Origin of the sequence: Microcoleus sp. FACHB-68, from assembly GCF_014695715.1 — a bacterium.
GTDB lineage: Bacteria > Cyanobacteriota > Cyanobacteriia > Cyanobacteriales > Oscillatoriaceae > FACHB-68.
The window spans coordinates 231,052-246,032 of sequence record NZ_JACJOT010000003.1; the positions used below are offsets into that span (position 1 = coordinate 231,052).

The 14,981-nt window shown below is 45.2% G+C and carries 14 protein-coding genes; 7 read left to right on the plus strand and 7 right to left on the minus strand.

The annotated features are described in order from the left end of the window. Positions 1-29: 29 nt before the first annotated feature. Entirely contained in the window at positions 30-1,157 is a 1,128-nt protein-coding gene (locus tag H6F73_RS03405; protein WP_190757405.1) for a geranylgeranyl reductase family protein, read from the plus strand. A gap of 142 nt (positions 1,158-1,299) precedes the next feature. Here the strand turns inward: H6F73_RS03405 and H6F73_RS03410 are convergent, their stop codons facing one another. Both H6F73_RS03410 and H6F73_RS03415 read right to left on the minus strand, forming a co-directional pair. After that, entirely contained in the window at positions 1,300-2,082 is a 783-nt protein-coding gene (locus H6F73_RS03410; protein ID WP_190757406.1) for an RDD family protein, read from the minus strand. Positions 2,083-2,100: 18 nt separating this feature from the next. Next, on the minus strand, positions 2,101-3,018 hold the full coding sequence (locus tag H6F73_RS03415) for a hypothetical protein (protein ID WP_190757407.1): 918 nt from the start codon (positions 3,016-3,018) through the stop codon (positions 2,101-2,103). Between the two features lie 93 nt (positions 3,019-3,111). Here H6F73_RS03415 and H6F73_RS03420 point away from each other — a divergent pair, with 93 nt between their 5' ends. Then, positions 3,112-4,083, plus strand: a complete 972-nt coding sequence (locus H6F73_RS03420; protein WP_190757408.1) for a stage II sporulation protein M — start codon at positions 3,112-3,114, stop codon at positions 4,081-4,083. 122 nt (positions 4,084-4,205) lie between these two features. Here the strand turns inward: H6F73_RS03420 and H6F73_RS03425 are convergent, their stop codons facing one another. The 5 genes from H6F73_RS03425 to H6F73_RS03445 form a co-directional block, all read right to left on the minus strand. Then, positions 4,206-5,531, minus strand: coding sequence for a DUF58 domain-containing protein (locus tag H6F73_RS03425; RefSeq protein ID WP_190757409.1), 1,326 nt, complete (start codon positions 5,529-5,531; stop codon positions 4,206-4,208). A gap of 142 nt (positions 5,532-5,673) precedes the next feature. Next, complete coding sequence (locus H6F73_RS03430; protein ID WP_190757410.1) at positions 5,674-6,108, minus strand: four helix bundle protein; 435 nt, start codon at positions 6,106-6,108, stop codon at positions 5,674-5,676. 209 nt (positions 6,109-6,317) lie between these two features. Continuing rightward, the gene (locus tag H6F73_RS03435; protein ID WP_190757411.1) at positions 6,318-7,268 is read right to left on the minus strand and encodes a MoxR family ATPase; all 951 of its coding nucleotides are present in this window, start codon (positions 7,266-7,268) and stop codon (positions 6,318-6,320) included. A gap of 98 nt (positions 7,269-7,366) precedes the next feature. Further along, on the minus strand, positions 7,367-8,560 hold the full coding sequence (locus H6F73_RS03440) for a DUF4350 domain-containing protein (protein WP_347239465.1): 1,194 nt from the start codon (positions 8,558-8,560) through the stop codon (positions 7,367-7,369). Then, entirely contained in the window at positions 8,557-9,246 is a 690-nt protein-coding gene (locus H6F73_RS03445; RefSeq protein ID WP_190757413.1) for a DUF4129 domain-containing protein, read from the minus strand. The genes H6F73_RS03440 and H6F73_RS03445 overlap by 4 nt, the downstream gene beginning before the upstream one ends. Positions 9,247-9,472: 226 nt before the next feature. On the opposite strand from H6F73_RS03445, the gene H6F73_RS03450 reads away from it, so the two are divergent. The 5 genes from H6F73_RS03450 to H6F73_RS03465 all read left to right on the plus strand — a co-directional run bounded on the left by H6F73_RS03450 (position 9,473) and on the right by H6F73_RS03465 (position 14,937). Next, a complete protein-coding gene (locus H6F73_RS03450; protein ID WP_190757414.1) occupies positions 9,473-9,931 on the plus strand; it encodes an NADAR family protein in 459 nt (152 codons plus the stop codon). A gap of 493 nt (positions 9,932-10,424) precedes the next feature. Beyond that, positions 10,425-13,277, plus strand: a complete 2,853-nt coding sequence (locus H6F73_RS03455) for a GAF domain-containing protein (RefSeq protein WP_190757415.1) — start codon at positions 10,425-10,427, stop codon at positions 13,275-13,277. 679 nt (positions 13,278-13,956) lie between these two features. Continuing rightward, a complete protein-coding gene (locus tag H6F73_RS26335; RefSeq protein WP_242072314.1) occupies positions 13,957-14,130 on the plus strand; it encodes a hypothetical protein in 174 nt (57 codons plus the stop codon). A 36-nt stretch (positions 14,131-14,166) separates the two neighbouring features. Then, a complete protein-coding gene (locus tag H6F73_RS26340; RefSeq protein ID WP_242072315.1) occupies positions 14,167-14,517 on the plus strand; it encodes an ATP-binding protein in 351 nt (116 codons plus the stop codon). A 243-nt stretch (positions 14,518-14,760) separates the two neighbouring features. Continuing rightward, positions 14,761-14,937, plus strand: a complete 177-nt coding sequence (locus H6F73_RS03465; RefSeq protein WP_190757416.1) for a hypothetical protein — start codon at positions 14,761-14,763, stop codon at positions 14,935-14,937. Positions 14,938-14,981: the final 44 nt, after the last annotated feature.

Here is a 14,981-nt window from a genome sequence, read left to right on the forward strand (position 1 = left end):
AGTAATTAACAATTAACAATTACCTAAAGATGTTTGATTGCATCATTGTCGGTGCCGGCCCTGCCGGTGGAACTGCTGCGTATCACTTGGCCAAGCGGGGACGCTCTGTTCTTGTGCTGGAAAAAGAATCTCTGCCACGATATAAACCCTGTAGCGGTGGGGTGTCTCCCGCGATCGCTGAGTGGTTCGATTTTGATTTTTCCCCAGCGATTTCTCTAAAAGTTAACCGGGTGCGTTGCACTTGGAAGATGGAAGATCCAGTTGAAGTGGATCTGCAAGTCAAAGAGCCAATTTGGATGGTGCGGCGGGATGTATTTGACCACTTCCTGATCCAGCAAGCGCAAAGCCAGGGAGCGGAACTGCGAGACAATACGGAAGTCACCGGCATTGAGTTCAAAAATGACCATTGGCAAGTAAATACGGCAAATGGGCCGGTTGAAGGTCGTTATTTGATTGCGGCGGATGGAGCTAAAGGGCCAATGGCCAAGTGGTTGCGCTTTAAGGAACCGAAAAAGCGGTTAGCCGGCGCAATGGAAATTGACTCAGCGCAAGCAGCAAGCAATCCCCTGGTCAATTTTGAATTTGGCTTGCAGAAAAATGGCTTTATTTGGAACTTCCCCAAAGCAGAGGGCTATTCCATCGGGATTAGCACTTTCCGAGGCGGTGATCCGAAAGATTTCAACAGCGTTTTAGCTGAATATGCGGCTGGGTTGGGTTTGAATGCCGGCACCAGCAAGCAATACACCCACCCACTTTCTTTGTGGGATGGCAACCAAAAGCTTCATACCCAAAATGCAGTTTTAGCCGGCGAAGCAGCTTGTGTGGTTGATCCGTTTACGGCAGAAGGAATTCGCCCCTCAATGTTTAGTGGTTTAAAAGCCTCAGAAGCAATTGATCGGGCACTTTCTGGTGCCGGTGATGCTTTGGAAAAATACACCCAGACGATCAATGAAGAATGGGGCAGTGATATGGTTTGGGCGCAGCGCTTATCGGGCGTCTTCTTCCAATTCCCCGGTGTTGCTTACAAAGTCGGTGTCAAGCGCCCTGCAGCCACCCAGACGCTAGGTAGAGTGTTGTGCGGAGACTTGCGTTACTCTGATATAGCAGATCGTGCGATTAAACGCCTGAGTAAGAGTTTCTTAACGGGTGGCCGGTGATTAGAATCTAAGTGCTGAGTGCTGAGTGTTTTTCAGTGCCCAGTGCCCATACCTTTAGGTTGGCGAAGCCTTGCCCAATGCTTAGTATTTCTGAGCAATGAATAGATGAGGGTGATGATGTATTTCTCCCCTCATTCTTTCCCTAAGCTCTATTCGATTGATAAGCCAGATACACAGCTTCTAGAAACACGTCAGCGCTGACTTTTTCTGGCAATTCTTCTAAGGCAATTACATTTTTAACCTGACTGGCTAGCTGCCGGCTTAATTCAGATTTGGCTTTGGGTTCCATCGCGCTACGCCGCTGCAAATACTCTCGAATAACGGCAAAGTCGTCTGGTAGCAAGGCGGGTAAATTGGCCAAATATGGCAACTGTTCTGCTAGCTGTTGTGCCGGCTCAGATATGGGAAAGCGTGCCGGTGCAACTGCTCGATCTGCTTGAATCACCACCGTGCCGGCTGCCATATCTCCTAAGCGTTTCTCCCGGCGAGTCAGCATAATCAAAACTGCTCCGATAAACAAAGTATCATCAACAGGCCGCAGCAGCGCCCGCAACGTCGCTTGTTGCAATCCAACTGTGCGCCCATCGTCCCGAATTACGCGAATCCCAGCAAAGCGTTTACCGGGTGTTTGCCCTTGCCATAAGGTTTCAAAGAAAACAAAATACCCCACATAGATAAAGAATGTAATCAGAATCCAAATCGAGATTAGCCACAGTTCCAGATTGTTGCTATCGATCAGTGTGTCCAACAAATCAATTAGCTGAACTCCAAAGATAAACCAGACACTCACAAACAAAAATAGAATTAACCCCCAGACTAAATAGTCTATTAGCAGCGCCAAAGCTCGATTCCCAATGCCGGCTAGTGTGAATTCCAGTTCTACACTTTCTGGTGTCTGAAGTGTGACCCGATTAAAAAAACGCATGGCATCTAGTACAGATTATTAAACTTCCCGATCCCGCAGTTTTAAACCTAAACCTTCTCGCCGGCTACGAAGATCATAATATAAAACAGCTTTGATGGCTTGCCAGAACGGCAATACCAAAGCACTTCCTAATAAACCCGTAATTAAAGAAATGAAATACACAATCCAATAGCGGGGAGAATTTGGCTCAACTCCTACGAGAAAGAGCAAGGGTAAATAATTAGTAACCAAAACAAGAGGAACGGTTACTAAAAAACCAATCAGCACAATACCTTGAATTCTAAAAGCTGAATTTTTACTTAATTCCCAACTTCTGTCAATACTCTGGCGGGTATTAGTTCCTTCCTCAACGGCCAGTGGAACTTCAGCAATCAGCCATCGAGCGAAAAACCAGGTCAATCCGAATAGGATTATGAATACCATTAGGAAAACAACTAAAGCAATGCCAATTCTACCGATTACCGATCCCAGGATTGACGCAACAATACCAATAACAATTCCTGCAGTAATGGCTAAGCCAAGGTATACCAAAGACAACAGTAATCCAATTTGAATGTTTAACGATAAAAAAGATCCAAGACGCGAATTAATTTTACTTTTGGCTGTTGTCACGCTTTCTGGTTGGTTAACCAATTCTCCAAAAGCTAAACGCGAGATGAGAGCAGAAAAAGCATAATATTTTGCAAGGCCATAAATTAGAAGCACTAACCCAATTGCAACAAGAACTAACGTAGCTAAAGGGTTAGCTTGAAAATAAGCAGGAAATACACTCACAAGAGCGAGCAGCACCAAGGGAAGCATCACCCACAAAGACCCTTGGAGAGCTAATCCCAAATAGGACTTAAGATGAGAGCGGTAGATTCGCACTCCCGCACTCACCACGTTACCGATACTCAGCGGTTGGATTGGACTTTGGGGACTAAGATTTTTAGACATAAGTAAAATCCTCTCGTTGATGAGGACGTGCTTGCTTGACGCTATCTTAAGCTACCCTAGGCATAGTCACCGGCAAACCTTTAAGAAAACTTTATGAATATTCAGCGCTGGATTGCGAGACGAGAACCGAACTGGAAGCAGTTGGATGCACTTTTAATGCAAATTGAACAAAAAGGTTTGAAATCTTTAAACGCAGATGAAATCCGGCAAATGGCTAGTTTGTATCGTTCTGTCTCTGCGGATTTAGCGCGGGCGCGAACCCACCAAGTGGGAGAAAGTTTGGTGCGAGACTTGCAAATTTTGACTTCCCGCAGCTATAACCAAATTTATCAAGGTTCGCGCCGGCAGGAATGGCAAGCGGTGGTGGAATTTTATCGTTGGGGTTTACCGGCAGCCATCCAACAGAATTGGGCTTATATTGCCATTGCCACGGCTATCTTTATGGCCGGCATTTTAATTGCTTGGTGGTTTGCATGGCAAGATCCCTTGTTCCTGTCGCTGATAGTGCCGGAAGAGTTAATTGAAAAGGTACGAGATCGGCATGAGTTATGGATGGGTTCAATAGTTGGCGTTGAACCTTTGGCATCCAGTGGAATTATGGTTAACAACTTAAAAGTATCATTTACAGCCGTTGCCGGTGGCATTACTGCCGGGTTATTAACAGTTTTTATTCTCGCCTACAACGGACTTAGCATCGGCGCACTCGCCACTCTGGTTGGTCAAAATAATTTAGCGTATCCTTTTTGGGCGTTTGTATTTCCTCATGGTTCCCTAGAATTGCCGGCAATCTTTCTTGCAGGAGGTGCCGGTCTTATGATTGGCAGAGCGATTGTTTTCCCCGGTAAATACCGCCGCGCCGATGCTTTAAAGTTTTATGGGTCTCAGGCAGCGCAGTTAGTATTCGGTGTTGTGCCCATGCTGATCATTGCCGGCATCATTGAAGGGTTTTTCTCACCCAATCCAATAATTCCCGATCCACTTAAATACATTGTCGGAATAGGTTTGTTTGCCTTATTGATCAAGTATTGTAGCCGCAAGCCTGCAAGCCAATCATTTACTAATTAGTTATTAACAAGCTATCCTTAGACTTCTGCTTAACACTCCCTAATAAAAATCATTTTTTGTTAAGCATTTTGGATGATAAATGATAACTTACGCTAAAATAGTCAGTCATTACTCTTGGAATATTAAAGTTGATTTCTCGCCTTTAATTGTAAATAACGTTCGACTAATTGATCGCTAATCTGATGAGCCGGCGCATCTAAAACCAGCACGCCTTTCTGCTTTAAATTCGCAAACGCAACTTGTCGCTGAGAGAGTAAATCTAAAGCAACCGCACGTGCATAAGTTGCAGACACATCCTCGGTGAAAGTGTGGGCGAGAAAGTCAACTTGAGGATCGCGCAGAGTCACACAAAATGGCAAATAGCGCGGCGTTAGGCGTGCCAAACCGGCAAGAAGTTCGGCTGAGGCAGTCACATCAACAATATCTGTAATTAACACCACCAGTGCTCGCCGAGTTTGCTGCTTCACGAGATTTGTTACCGCACCTATATAATCGGGTTCTAATAACACCGGCTGAATCGGTGTGAGTCTCTCAATCAGCCGGCTGAGATGATGCTGACCCCGTTCTGGAGGAATCCAGGTGGTTACTTCGCGATCAAACACGCCAACCCCCACCCGATCACCCCGATTTAACCCAGCCAAAGCCAGCGCCAGCGTCGCATTCAAACCCCAATCAAACCGCTTCAATCCTTGCACCTGTGCCGTCATCAGGCGTCCCCGATCCAGTAAAATCATCAAGGTTTGCTCATGTTCTGGCTCTAAAACCCTGACTTGCAGAGGCATCCGGCTGGGTACGCTAAACCGGCGTGCAGAGGCTTTCCAATCGATCATGCGGGGATCGTCGCCACTGCTGTATTCCCGCAATTCTGCAAATTCTGTCCCCATGCCAAATTTACGCGCTTGCTGCATATTGCCGGTTGATAGCAGTGTCAGGCGAATGGAAAGTGCCCGCAATGCCAACAAATCCGGATAAACAGCCACCTTTTGAGTTGCTGGAATTTTCCAATTATGCCAAGCCAAACCCCAAGCACCCAACTGACGCACTTGAATGTCTCCCCACGGATACTCACCTCGATGCGCCGGCTTAACGGTGTAAGTGAGTTCTTGAGTGGTGTTTGCCGGCAAGGAAGCCTGTAGTGCCGGCATCGAAACTTCAAACTCAACGGGGTAGCCGTCACGAATTTGAATATTTGCCGGCTGCTTACCTGATTGTACTGACAGAATAACTGGATTATCCCGCCCAATCGAGAGGCGTCCGAGGGGAGTGCGCGTGATTTCTACACGGTGACTTTTCAGCCGTAAGTTATCTAAAAACATCAATAACAAGATGCCGGCATCATATAGCAAAGTGCTGATGATGCTGACCTGATTGTTAAAGGCTATGGCGAGTGCCGGTGCGATTACAATGCCTAGAAGTAACAGTAAATAAACTCTTTGAGAAGGAATCATTTTTTAAGTGCTGAGTGCTGAGTCCTGAGTGCTGAGTAGGGAGTTAAAAGTAGAGAGTTTCTGTTTTCAGTTGGAAGTAAAGTTTAAGTAAAAAGTTGAGAGTTTTACTTTTGAGTGAGAAGTGGGAGTAGGGAGTCAGGGTTTAACTCCTAGTTTGAAACTTTGAGTTGGGAGTTTGGCGTTCCGAGCTATTTTTAATCTGCGATTGTTTTCTTTGCTTTTCAACCGAAGCTCGAAGACCACCAACGATTAGAGAAACTTCCCTTGCCAAGGTAAAGAATTGGTCAAACTCATCTTGGGTAAGATAGCCGGCATCAAAAGCCACGTAGAGTTGAGAACGCAGTTCAGCGCAAGAAGCTTTTGCGATGGAAAGAAACTGATGAAACTCTCCTAAAGAACTACGTTCAAAACCCTCAGCAATATTAGACATAATCGAAACAGCCGCTCGTTGTATTTGTCCCGAAAGTCCAAAATCTTTAGCGAAGGCACCTTGTTGAGTGATTTGATAAATCATTCGAGTTAGCACTCTCGCTTTTTGCCAAGCAATCAAATCCTCAAATCGTTCTATTTTACTCATTCGCAAATCTTCCTCAAAAGACTATCTTATTTTCGCTTTCCATCCCAAATCAAAACAGAAAATCAGAACTCCCTACTCCCACTTCTCACTCCCTACTCCCACTTCTCACTCAAAACTCTCTACTTCCAACTCCCACTTCTCACTCCCTACTCCCACTTCTCACTCCCAACTCAGAACTCAGAACTCAGCACTCAGGACTAAAAAAGCACTCATCTAGGCACCGGCACCTGATTTAACAGGGTGCTGACAACCGCATCAACCTGCAACCCATCTAACTGCGCTTCAGGCTTTAAAATCAGCCGGTGACGCAACAAAGGTGCAGCAATTGCCTTAATATTATCTGGAGTTACAAAATCGCGATCATTTAGCCAAGCATGAGCTTTACTTGCCTGTAACCAAGCCACAGCAGAACGGGGAGATGCACCCAACGCTAAATCAGGATGCTGTCGCGAACGCTGTACCAAATTTAATAGATAATCCATCACATTATCTGCAACTTTAATCGCTCTCACTGCTTGACGCGCTTGCAAAACTTGTTCCACCGTTGCCAAAGGTTTTAAACGTCCTAAATCAAAACGTCTCGACGGCGAACCGGCTTGAGAATTGAGCAACATTTGCTTTTCTGCTGCCGCCTCTGGATAACCGACAATCAGCTTAAATAAAAACCGATCTAACTGCGCTTCTGGCAGGGGATAAGTCCCTTCAAATTCTAAAGAATTTTGCGTGGCCATCACCCAAAATAGCTCCGGTAACGGCATACTTTCCCCATCCAAAGTGACCTGCTGTTCCTCCATTGCTTCTAAGAGTGCTGCTTGGGTTTTTGGGGGTGTTCGGTTAATTTCATCAGCCAATAATACTTGAGTGAAAACCGGCCCTTTTTTTAAAGTAAAATTTCGGGTGTTGAGATCAAAAATATTTGTCCCTAAAATATCTGCCGGCAAAATATCTGGCGTTAGCTGAATTCGCCGGAAATCTGCTTGCACCAATCTGGCAAGGACTTGAGCTAAAAGCGTTTTGCCGGTTCCTGGCACCCCTTCTAAAATTACATGACCTCCGGCAAGCATTGCTACTAGCAACTGCTGCACCAGTGTTGATTGACCGACAACGATCTGGTTGAGGGTTTGGCTTAGGCGTGTAAATACCGTGTTTGTGTCGCTCATTAAATCTCTAACAGTGATTAGTTATTAAATAAATTGGAAAGAAGAAGGATCAGGAAATTGGGTAATCCGGAAATTTTATTTCCTAATCGCGGCTTATTTTAGCCCAAATTTCGACGGATTGTTTGCCATTTGCTCAACCAAATTAGCAACTCTTTCTCACGAATTCGCCGCTTTTGAGAATGCAGATGGAGAAGTTTTTCAAGTTCAACCGGCGGTTGTCCCGTTTGCTGCACCCAAGCAGTGATCAGAGAATCGGGTTCAAGCAATGCCGGCCCTAATCCTAAAGCTTTTTGCAACTGAATCTGTTCTTCTTTGCCTACAATATCGAGGACAAATTCACTGCTGTTTGCTTTTTCCAAAATGCCGGCAGTGGCTTTAATGTACGCCTCGCTGTTGTCAACCACCGGCACCTCTAAAGATCGAGGCACTCCAAATCGCCGGTTTGCAGCCCAAATCGCGATCACCAGCACAATTACCGTTTGCAGGATGACAGGAAACAAAGGTGTGTTTGCCAAATAACTCAACAGGCTTTGCTGGGCTTTTTTACCTTCATCCCCTGATAATTCTTGGTAGCCGTGGATATATTCATCTACCCATATTTTATTATTCTCTTGAGTCAGCAACTGTGCCAGAAATTGATAATTTCCTGGCTCATCTTGATAGGCATTAGCTGCTAGATGGGGCGTCGCCGCCAAAATTAGCCGGCCTTTGCCTACTTTTTGTTGCCAAACGACTGCCCCGAAGCCATCGCCCAGAAGAGGTTCAGCGATGTTTCCTTCTTGTTGTGCCGGCAGATAGGGCTGATTTTTTGGCTCTCTGAGTTTTCGGCGTCGCGTTTCAATCTTAACTGGGCCAACCGCAGATTTTTGCAGTGTTGTAAAAGCGGCTTCTGTTATTCCACTGGGAACTCCCAAAATTACCAGCGTATTGCCTTTTTCAATCCATTGTTTCTCTTTTTTGCTAATCTTTTCCCCACTCATTTGGCTGTTAACTTGCAACAGGGTGATAGAATTTTGAAATTGAGATTTTTCCCCCTGTTCTTCAATAATCAATTCTGAAGCTTGAGTGGAAAATTCCGGTAAATCTGCTAAGGGTTTTTTCCAACGCTGAACCGGCGTTCCCCGTTTTTCCATAAAAGCGTACCAAGCGCCGTAGCCATCTGGAGATCGGCTGTAAGTAGAACCGGCGCTTTGCTGGCTGGTACTCGGTGCTAAAAATAAGGTGAGCAGCGCTATTACCGCAATGGCGATCGCCCCCAGCATCCACAACCGACGCTTTGAAAGTTGTCTCACGGCTTTATCTCTCGATAAGCTTGCTGGCATCGGTTAAAGTCATCAAGTGTTGCATCTGCATCACCAAAACACTGATCCTCGTGAGTTGCGATCAGAACTTGATAGGGCTGGACTTGTCCCGACTGCTGCTGCAATAATTGCCGGTATTCCCCATCGGTGCGGCTGGGTTCGCCCGGAACCACACCCGTGTCGTTTAAGCGCTGCAACATTGCCATATAAAGTGCTCGACAAGCTTGCCGGTAGTTCCCTTGCCGCTGAAATTCTTGCGCTTGCACCAGCCACAGATCCGCCGTTAAGGGGCGATCAGCTTTGGCTGCCGGCTCGATGTTTCCATTTCTGCGTCGTAAGTGGAATGTATCGAGGAGTGCCGGCCATTGCCCTAACAGTTGCAAAACCAGCCAGCTCACCAGCAAACCCACTAATATCCAGAATAACCCGTTAAATAACCAATATAGCCAGCCCCACTCAAGCGCCGTAGATGGCCAATTTACCTCCGGGAGATTGGAGAATAATTTAGAAAATTGCAATGCCAGCCACTCTCCCACCTGTTGTTGGAATTGCTGAATTTGCCAGCCAAGGTTTGTTTTTTCAAAAGTCCCAGCAGACATCATCAAAGCTCGCTCATGTTTGCCCATTGCGATTGAATTTAAATCGGCAAACTCTCTGCCGCCATTTAAAGGCATCATATAAATTGGAGTTGTGGCAAACGACTCGGCAACATCCTATCCGGTTGATTCTTCTCAAGTCTGAATGAATTTACCATAAGCTCAAACTCAATCAACTTATGAATTTTACCAGCTTTTACCCTCGGCGGTCAAAATCAAAACCTTCCGAATATCTTTTTCTAATTTCAGCGCTCACCCCTGCTTTCAATTTGACAGGCGCATCTAAAATCTAAAATCTAAAATTAGTATGATCATTTATTTTTACAAAGCTGGCGATGCTTACGGGTGCTTTTCAAACTTTTCTCCCCACGGAATTCACTTAGCCGGCAAAGACTGGCGAACTGTAGAGCATTACTATCAAGCGCAAAAATTTGCCGGCAGCGAAGATGAATTTATTATCCCCTTAATTCATAGCGCTGCGACACCAGAAGAAGCCGCTGCAATCGGGCGCAATAAAAATCGCAAACTTCGCCCCGACTGGGAATCTACCAAATATATGATTATGCGAGAAGCCGTATTAACCAAATTTCTCACTCATGCCGATATCCAAGCCTTGTTGCTAGCCACCGGCGACGCAGAGATTGTAGAAGATTCGCCGACGGATTGCTACTGGGGTTGTGGCGCTGATAAAACCGGCCAAAATCATTTAGGCAAAATTTTGATGAGTGTGCGCCAGCAAATTCGGCAGCATTTGGCAGCCAGTTAAACTGAGATTATAATAATTTGCATATTCACCGGCTCTAACTTTTTACAAGGCAGGAGGAAAAATTATAAAATAAAAGAAAAACTTACACTTTTCACGCTTGTGCCAAATCTATCTTTCCCAAAGCCGGTTCAAAAATTCACAGCGCGATTTGCCCTTCAGTCGAAGTGGCCCATACTTTGAAACTCAATTGTAAAGTCCAGAATATCCGGTTGCTTGAACTTCACCCCGAAAACTTAAATGTTGGCCTGATGAGAGAGCAGACTTCCAGCTAAGCATCTTTTAGAACCATCGAGGTAAGATCCACCTTTGACGATCCCCCCGACTTCTTCAGGCGAACTTCTGTCTTTGTTAACTTATCTTAATAAATAGTTAACTTGACTCACTTTTTGTCTATTTTTAAAACACTGTTCCCAGAATCTTACTCATGCCTGAGTTGGTAAAAAATACACAATCTGGTAATTACCGAATCAATGAAGCTTCGCGGATAAAAAAGATGAATTTCACAGATAATACAGAATTACTTCAAGAGCGTCTAGATCGGGAAATTTTACTTTACCGAATCACCCACCGAATACGCGAGTCTTTAGATTTACAAGAAGTTTTAACGGCAACCGTCGCCGAAGTGCGAGCATTTTTAAATACAGATCGGGTGAAAATCTATCGCTTTCATAGAGATGAGAGTGGAGAAGTTATTGCCGAATCAATTTATAACAATCGCTTGCCATCCCTATTAGGGCTGAATTTTCCAGCCGATGACATTCCCCCTAACGCTCGCGAGTTGTTTCGCACGGCGCGTGTGCGCTCAATTGTGAATGTCGGGCAGCAGCAGATCGGTTTAAGCCCGTTGGATTGCATCGAAACCGGCAAATTCTTGGAAGCTGAAAATATCCGTTATCAATCGCTCGATCCTTGTCATGCCGCCTATCTAACGGCAATGGGCGTGCAGTCGTCTGTTGTGGTGCCGATCGTGGATGGTGATAGGCTTTGGGGATTGCTCGTCTCCCATCACTCGGAAACTTTAGAGATTTCTGAGCAACAGTTACAGGTGCTTCAGCAAATTGCCGATCAAGTCTCAATCGCCATCACGCATTCAATTCTGCTCAGTCAAGCTCGCGAAAAGCAAGCACGAGAAGCGACGATTAACCAAATTTCCGCCCTTCTCCACGCTCAGCCGAGCATTCAACTAGAAGCCGCGTTAGAAGCAGCCGTCGCTGCCTTTCAAGGAGCCGGTGGCAGGATTTACATCACGCCAGAGTACGCATCACAAAGTAATACATCTTTTGCTTGTACGGCTAAACTGTTTACCTGCGGCGAGCAACCGGCGCTTTCAAAGCTAGGAAACAATGGGCTGCTTGAAGAACATCCCCTGTGGCAGCAATGGATTAGAGCCGGTTTTAAACCCACTCATCCACAAGCATCTGGGCAAAGTAATCCCAACATTTGGGCACTTTCGGATCTCTATAAAGAATCACAGTTCCGTGTTTTAACGCCGGCATTTCAGCCCACTGCAATTCGGGGGTTGCTAGTCGTCCCCCTATATTACCGACAGCAGTTTTTGGGAATTTTGAGTATTTTTCGCAATGAAATTGATACAGAACGGTTGTGGGCGGGATGCTTTGATACTAACCAGAAACAAATGCTTCCCAGACACTCTTTTGAAGTCTGGCGAGAGTTGAAAAAAGGTCAGTCTCAAGAGTGGACGGCTGAAGAAATTGAACTGGCTCAAGGGTTAGGTGTTCATTTTGCAATGGCAATTCAGCAGTATCTTTTATACCAAGAAGTGCGGGCTTTAAATGCTAACCTGGAGCGTCAAGTTTTAGAGCGTACGGCCCAACTCCAGCAGTCTTTAGACTATACGAAAGTTGTCCAACAAGTGACCGAGCAAATCCGCAGCACACTGGATTTAGAAACTATTCTCCAAACCATTGTGCGAGAAGTGCGAAATCTATTAAATGCAGATCGGGTGGTAATTTACCAGCTAAATTCCAATGGCAGTGGGGAAGTGACTGTTGAAGAAGTCAGGGGCAATTGGCGTTCGGTTTTAGGCATCCAAGCTGCGAGTGAGTGCATTCCCGATGATTGTGCCAGACTCTACCTGAAGGGAAAGACGCGGGCAATTAATAATGTCGAGTTAGAAGAGATTAGTTCCTGTCACCGGGAGTTTTTAGAGAGTCTTCAAATTCAAGCGAATTTGATTGTCCCGATTCATATAGATTCAAAGTTGTGGGGATTACTGATTGCTCACCAGTGTCAGGAACCGCGTAATTGGCAGCCGGCAGAAGTGGAGTTGCTGCAACATTTAGCAATTCAAGCGGCATTGGCAATTCAGCAAGCGGAACTGTACCAACAAAGTCTGCTATCAGCCATTTCTGCAAATGCTCAAGCTCAACAGTTGGCTGTGGCGCTTGAAGAAGTTCAGCAAATGCAAACCCAACTCGTTCAAAGTGAGAAAATGTCTTCTTTGGGTCAGTTAGTTGCCGGCGTGGCGCACGAAATTAACAATCCGGTTAACTTCATCACCGGCAACCTGCTTCACACCACACAATACACGCGAGATTTGCTGGAGTTGTTAGAGACTTATCAGCAACATTACCCAAACCCAAATGTAGAAATTCTCGATTTGATGGAACAGGTGGAACTAGATTTTATCCTTGAGGATCTGCCTAAAATGTTGTCCTCAATGCAACTGGGGGCCGATCGCATCCGCCAGATTGTCTTGTCTTTACGCAATTTTTCCCGAATCGATCAGTCAGAAATGAAGCCGGTGGATATTCATGAAGGCATTGACAGCACTCTGTTAATTCTGCACCACCGTGTCAAAGCTCGTTCAGACCGGCCAGCGATTCAAATCATCAAGGAGTATGCGCCATTGCCGCTTGTAGAGTGCTATGCCGGCCAGTTAAATCAAGTATTTATGAACGTCCTTAGCAATGCGATTGACGCTTTAGATGAGTATGACAAGCTTCGATCTCAAGCGGAAATGGAAGCGACTCCTAATCAAATTACGATTTCTACTTTTCTCAAGAGTGGGGACATGGGAGAAGGAGGTGGAGAAACGCAAGGATCAGCCTCTAATTCTCAATTTGTGGCAATCTGCATTGCTGACAATGGGCCGGGAATGCCAGAATCCGTAAGAGATCGAATCTTTGACCCGTTCTTTACTACGAAGGATGCCGGTAAAGGTACGGGGATTGGATTATCAATTAGCCGGCAAATTGTTGTGGAGAAACATGGCGGCGTGTTCAGGTGTACATCCCAATCGGGGCAAGGCACCCAGTTCTGGATAGAAATTCCGGTGCTACACACGCCAATGCTTTCTCAACAAAAAGTTGAATCCGTTTTTTAACAAGTTTGGGGTAAATGTAGTTATTATTTGTCTAACTGGTATTTTGAAGGGACTTTCAAGTCTCTCTACAAATGCCAGTTTTTCTCTAATTACTGCTTATAAAATTCGCGACTTTAATTGATGTCCTAAAAACCGGAAATTCAATAATAACAAAACGTGAAACTGCGCTGAAAAATATTCCTAACTAGGGGTGTGGTTCGTGAACTCTGCAAATGTCTGACAAAATGGCTTTGACTAAAAAAGGGAACCTTGTGTGCCCGCCCTTCACTTGTCTTGGATTTGTCTGTTTTTTAAAATTTATTTATATAAATAAATTTTACATTTATTTCACTGTTTAAAGGGATACAACCTTTGATGAAAACAGGTGAATTGCAAAAATAAATCAAACAAATTTAAATGGCAACTATCTTCATAAATATGTCTAAGTAGGTAGTAACTTTGAGTCAGGAGATCCCAGAGGTTGAGAGCACATCAGACTGTTTCTGCCATGAATTTAATTGAAATGACTGTTAACAAACCCGATTACTCGCGCAAACCAGGCATCAAGCAGAAAAACTCGCTCAGAGGTTGCAGTATTTGCAGCAAACTCAACGGATGATGCCAACGGAAAAATTAGCAAATCGGGGGCAGTTGGTTGCCGGTGTAGCGCACGAGATTAGGAAGCCATTGTTTCTATGAAGTGGGGGCAGAACGTCTAGCGCTGGTGTTGTCGCTGCTGAAATTTTCTAACGTAGATCAAGATCAGAAGAAGCCGGTGAATATTCATGAAGGCATTGACATTGCCCTATTGCTCTTGCAACACCGGCTGAAGGCGAAGACTCAGCGGGCGGGGATTGAGGTGGTTAAAGAATAGGGCGATTTGCCGCCGGTGAAGTGCTTTGCCGCCCAAATGAATCAGGTATTTATGAATATTCTCAGCAATGCCATTGACTCATTGGAAACAGTCTCTTCCCAGCGCAGGATCTCAATTCACACGTCGCTAGGGGATGGGGGAAATGCTCACCAGACTCGCTCGGTTGTGATTCGCATTTGCGATAATCGCCCTGGAATGCCGGCAGCCTTGCGTCAGCGTATTTTTGATCCCTTTTTTACCACAAAACAAGCCAAGGGAGCAACGGGGATGGGGTTATCTATCAGCTATCAAATCGTTGTTGAGAACCACGGCGGCACCCTCAAATGTGTCTCTGATGCCGGCGAAGGGACAGAATTTTGGATTGAAATTCCTATCGACCCTAAATAATTCGGGTTAAAATTAAGGAAGAAACAGCTTGTGGTTGCGCCGGCATCAACGCTCAAAGCATTATTTCAGTATATTTGCTGAACTAAAGGAGTTTAAGATTCCCTGCTGAGGCAACCTCTGAGATTGTGCTCATTGAATCCCACACAGGCAAATTTTTCTTAAATCTTTTATACTTATTCTTACAGAGGTCACTTCTGATTTCAGAAGAACACAATAGACTTATAAGTTTTATCAAATCAGGGAATGACGGGTGTCGGTGGGGGGAGTTTAGCTACATCAGGTAAAGAAGCAGGAAAATGGGCGACGCCAAATGAGTTGCTGGTAGTGCCGGGATTTAAAATTACTGGAGATTGTCTGTTGATTTGTAGCGTCAGTCCCGTTATTTCTATGAACGCTGCCGGTTTGCAACAATTGGGGTGATGCCGGTGATTGTAGCACACTTTTACACAAGTTATACGAGGAGC

What these genes read in the sequence shown, in the direction of transcription:
- H6F73_RS26340 (WP_242072315.1), top strand. Translation starts at nt 14,167, where the DNA reads ATGAATCAGGTATTTATGAATATTCTCAGCAATGCCATTGACTCATTG.
- H6F73_RS03415 (WP_190757407.1), bottom strand. Translation starts at nt 3,018, where the DNA reads ATGTCTAAAAATCTTAGTCCCCAAAGTCCAATCCAACCGCTGAGTATC.
- H6F73_RS03405 (WP_190757405.1), top strand. Translation starts at nt 30, where the DNA reads ATGTTTGATTGCATCATTGTCGGTGCCGGCCCTGCCGGTGGAACTGCT.
- H6F73_RS03465 (WP_190757416.1), top strand. Translation starts at nt 14,761, where the DNA reads ATGACGGGTGTCGGTGGGGGGAGTTTAGCTACATCAGGTAAAGAAGCA.
- H6F73_RS03450 (WP_190757414.1), top strand. Translation starts at nt 9,473, where the DNA reads ATGATCATTTATTTTTACAAAGCTGGCGATGCTTACGGGTGCTTTTCA.
- H6F73_RS03430 (WP_190757410.1), bottom strand. Translation starts at nt 6,108, where the DNA reads ATGAGTAAAATAGAACGATTTGAGGATTTGATTGCTTGGCAAAAAGCG.
- H6F73_RS03425 (WP_190757409.1), bottom strand. Translation starts at nt 5,531, where the DNA reads ATGATTCCTTCTCAAAGAGTTTATTTACTGTTACTTCTAGGCATTGTA.
- H6F73_RS03445 (WP_190757413.1), bottom strand. Translation starts at nt 9,246, where the DNA reads ATGATGCCTTTAAATGGCGGCAGAGAGTTTGCCGATTTAAATTCAATC.
- H6F73_RS03435 (WP_190757411.1), bottom strand. Translation starts at nt 7,268, where the DNA reads ATGAGCGACACAAACACGGTATTTACACGCCTAAGCCAAACCCTCAAC.
- H6F73_RS03420 (WP_190757408.1), top strand. Translation starts at nt 3,112, where the DNA reads ATGAATATTCAGCGCTGGATTGCGAGACGAGAACCGAACTGGAAGCAG.
- H6F73_RS03410 (WP_190757406.1), bottom strand. Translation starts at nt 2,082, where the DNA reads ATGCGTTTTTTTAATCGGGTCACACTTCAGACACCAGAAAGTGTAGAA.
- H6F73_RS03455 (WP_190757415.1), top strand. Translation starts at nt 10,425, where the DNA reads ATGAATTTCACAGATAATACAGAATTACTTCAAGAGCGTCTAGATCGG.